This window comes from Sphingomonas sp. LH128 (assembly GCF_000293195.2).
GTDB lineage: Bacteria > Pseudomonadota > Alphaproteobacteria > Sphingomonadales > Sphingomonadaceae > Novosphingobium > Novosphingobium resinovorum_A.
In genome coordinates, this window is sequence record NZ_ALVC01000413.1 from 1 (window position 1) to 3,384 (window position 3,384).

3 protein-coding genes and 1 pseudogene are annotated in these 3,384 nt (G+C 67.3%); 3 read left to right on the top strand and 1 reads right to left on the bottom strand.

Annotated features, from left to right (window positions below; all coding sequences use genetic code 11):
- Positions 1 to 1,076 (bottom strand): LPS-assembly protein LptD (locus LH128_RS26870; RefSeq protein ID WP_008832850.1); only part of this gene is annotated, 1,076 nt, incomplete at its 3' end.
- 95 nt (positions 1,077 to 1,171) lie between these two features.
- Between LH128_RS26870 and LH128_RS26875 the strand changes: the two genes are divergently transcribed.
- From LH128_RS26875 to ndk, 3 genes and pseudogenes are all read left to right on the top strand, one after another.
- Positions 1,172 to 2,635 carry a leucyl aminopeptidase gene (locus LH128_RS26875; protein WP_008832851.1) on the top strand — a complete coding sequence of 488 codons (1,464 nt, stop codon included), beginning with the start codon at positions 1,172 to 1,174 and terminating at the stop codon, positions 2,633 to 2,635.
- A 30-nt stretch (positions 2,636 to 2,665) separates the two neighbouring features.
- Entirely contained in the window at positions 2,666 to 3,100 is a 435-nt protein-coding gene (locus LH128_RS26880) for a DNA polymerase III subunit chi (protein WP_248005897.1), read from the top strand.
- A gap of 222 nt (positions 3,101 to 3,322) precedes the next feature.
- Positions 3,323 to 3,384 (top strand): annotated as a pseudogene (gene ndk / locus LH128_RS33835) (nucleoside-diphosphate kinase); the annotation flags it as partial.

Below are 3,384 nucleotides of genomic sequence, written 5' to 3' on the forward strand. Positions count from 1 at the left end.
GTCGCGCGCCGGATCGAGGCGGTGACGCTCCAGTTGTCGTCCAGCTGGAACTTGCCGTTGGCGAAGATGTAGCCGCGGAACGAACGGTTTCCGCTGGTGATCTCCTCACCCGTGCCGCTGTAGATCGGGATGCTGCTGCTGGCGGTGGCGAGGCCGGTGATCTGGTAGGCGCCCTTGTCGGTCAGCGCGCGGTACTGCAGCGATGCCATCGGCGCGGCCTTGGTGAAGGCCGAGACCGTGCCGGTGAGGTCGCGGTTCTCCGCGAGCTTCCAGTAGTACGACTGCGCGATCTCGATGCCGTTCGACGGGCTCGACTTGAGGTCGGGCATCAGGAAGCCGGAGACGGCGTGGCCGTCGGTGCTGATCGTCAGGCCGAACAGCGGCAGTTGCACCGCGCTGAACAGCTCGATCCGGGCGTCCTTGAAGCGCACGCGCTTCTGCGTGTCGGAATAGATGACCTGCTTGGCGACGATGCGCCAGCTGGGCTTCTTAGGGCAGCCGTCATCGTCGGTGACGTCGCAGCCGGTGTAGGCCGCCTTGTGGAGAATGACGTCGCCGTTGGCGATCCGCTCGCCCTTGAGTGCGGCGAGGCGGCCGCCTTCGCGCATGACGAGGAGCAGGTTCTCCATCATGCCGGTCTTGAGTTCGTCGGTCAGCTCGACTTGTCCGGTATAGAGCTGGTTGCCGTCCTGATCGACCATGCGGACATTGCCGTCGGCAAGGATCTTGCCGCTCTGGCGGTTCCAGGTGACCTTGTCGGCGCGGACCGACTGGACCTGTCCCTGGGGATCACGGCGGCGCAGGACGACGTTGCCGGTCGCGGTGACGACTTCGCTGTTCTGCTCGTACTGGACGTCGTCGGCCTCGAAGGCGACGGGCTCGGTCTCGCCGGTGGACACCGGCGGGGCGGCGGGCGCGCCGGCGATCGGGCCGGTATCAACGGGGCGGGCCACGTCCTGCGCAAAAGCGGCGTGGGGCGCGCAAAGCGTCGCGATTCCGAGGGCGAGCGCGTGCAGCGAAAGCGGACGCAAGCGGCGGAACGGGGCTTGCAGCGAAGTCTGCACGGCTGGGAGCATGGGTTGCCTATCGCATCGCCTGTGCCTAACTGCAATCCAGTCATGCGGTGAAGCGCACAAGATCGGCGTTTCACCGGGGAAATCCAGGAGAATCCATGAAAATCCAGTTCCTTGGCGCGGCGGATGAGTCGGCTTCAGGCGTCATCGCGCGTCTCGTCAATCAGGACGCCGTGCCTGCAGACCTCGAAGCGGTGCTGGCGGAAGGCGCGAAGCGTGCGCGTTTCACGGGCAAGGCGGGCCAGGTCTTCGAAGGTTTCGTCGAGCGCAGCGGTAAAGCCGTGCGCGTGGCGCTGGCGGGAATCGGCGAGGCTTCGGCGAAAGACCGCAAGGCTGCGGTGGAAAAGGCCGGCGCGGCTGTCGTCGCCAAGTACCTCACCAGCGGCGAGACCGCGCTGACGCTCGACGTCACCGGCGCGGGTCTCTCGGCGGAGGAAGCGGCAGGGGCGCTGCTCGGCGCGCAGCTGCGTTCGTGGCGCCATGACGTCTATCGCACCAAGCTGGCCGCCGATGCGAAGCCGAGCCTCGCCGAAGTCTCGCTCGTCGGCGCGCCCGAAGGCACCGAGGCGGTTTGGGAGATCGAGCAGGCGATCGCGCAGGGCGTTTCCTTCACCCGCGAACTCGTCACCGAGCCCGCGAACGTGATCTATCCCGAGAGCTTCGTGGAGCGCTGCAAGGCGCGCATGGAGGGCTCTGGCCTCAAGATTCGCGTGCTCGACGACAAGGAGATGGCGGCGCTCGGCATGGGCTCGCTGCTCGGTGTTGCGCAGGGTTCGGTTCGGCCTGCGCGCCTGCTGGTTATGGAGTGGCTGGGCGGCGAAGAGGGTGCGAAGCCAGTCGCCTTCGTCGGCAAGGGCGTGACTTTCGACACCGGCGGCATCAGCCTCAAGCCGCCCGCAGGCATGGAAGACATGAAGTGGGACATGGGCGGCGCCGGTGCGGTGGCCGGCACCATGCTCGCCCTCGCGCTGCGCAAGGCGAAGGCCAACGTCATCGGCGTGTGCGGCCTTGTCGAGAACATGCCTGACGGCAATGCCCAGCGCCCGGGCGACGTGGTGACCTCCATGTCGGGCCAGACCATCGAGGTCATCAACACCGACGCCGAAGGCCGCCTCGTCCTGTGCGACGCACTGACCTGGGTTCAGCGCGAATATGCGCCCGCCAAGGTGATCGACCTCGCGACCCTGACCGGCGCGATCATCCTCAGCCTCTCGCACGAATATGCGGGCCTGTTCTCGAACAACGACGGTCTTGCGGCCGAGTTGAACGCGGCGGGCGATGCCTCCGGCGATCGCCTGTGGCGCATGCCGATGGGGCCGGCATACGACAAGATGATCGACAGCCCGATCGCCGACATGAAGAACGTCGGCCCCCGCTTCGGCGGCTCGATCACGGCGGCGCAGTTCCTGTTGCGCTTCATCGAGAACGACACCCCCTGGGCGCATCTCGACATCGCGGGCACGGTGTGGACCGACAAGCCCGGCGCTACCTGGGACAAGGGCGCGACCGGCTTCGGCGTGCGCCTGCTCGATCGCTTCGTGCGCGACACGATCGAAGTCTGAGCCAGAGAAGGACGCGGTTGAGTGCAGGTCATGTTCTATGAACTCAGCCGCGACCCGGCCCATGCGGTCGTGCCGTTGCTGGCCCGGCGCATCGTCGAGGGCGGGGGGCGCGTGCTCGTGGTCTCCGCCGACGAGCAGCAGCGCGGCCGGATCTCGGCGGCGCTGTGGTCGCACCGGCCGGACGGCTTCCTCGCCAACGGCCAGATGGGCGAGGGCGGCGAGGAGCGTCAGCCGATCCTCCTGTCCGACATTCCCGACCCGGTGAACGGCGCCCGTTTCCTCGTCATCGCCGACGGCGTGTGGTGCGAGGGCGAGGAGCCGTTCGAGCGCACGTTCTACCTCTTCGACGACGAGACCAAGCCGCAGGCCCGCGAGGTCTGGCGTGACTTGCGCGGGCGCGAAGGGGTTAAGAAGGAATACTGGGCGCAGGAAGACGGCCGCTGGGCCAAGAAGGCGGAAGAGTAAGGGCCAAGGCGTCAGGTCCACCCCCGGCCCCTCCCGCAAGCGGGAGGGGAGAAGAAGGCGCGATCGCCCTCCCGCTTGCGGGAGGGCCGGAAGGCTTGGCGATTTATCGCCTAGCCGTACGGGGTGGGCCCCGAACCGGGCCGCAATGCCCACCTTGCGGACAACCCCATTCCCGGCTAGGGGCGCGCCCAACAATAACGCCCTTGTCCAAGGAATAGTCCCATGGCGGTTACCCGCACCTTTTCGATCATCAAGCCCGACGCCACCCGCCGCAACCTGACCGG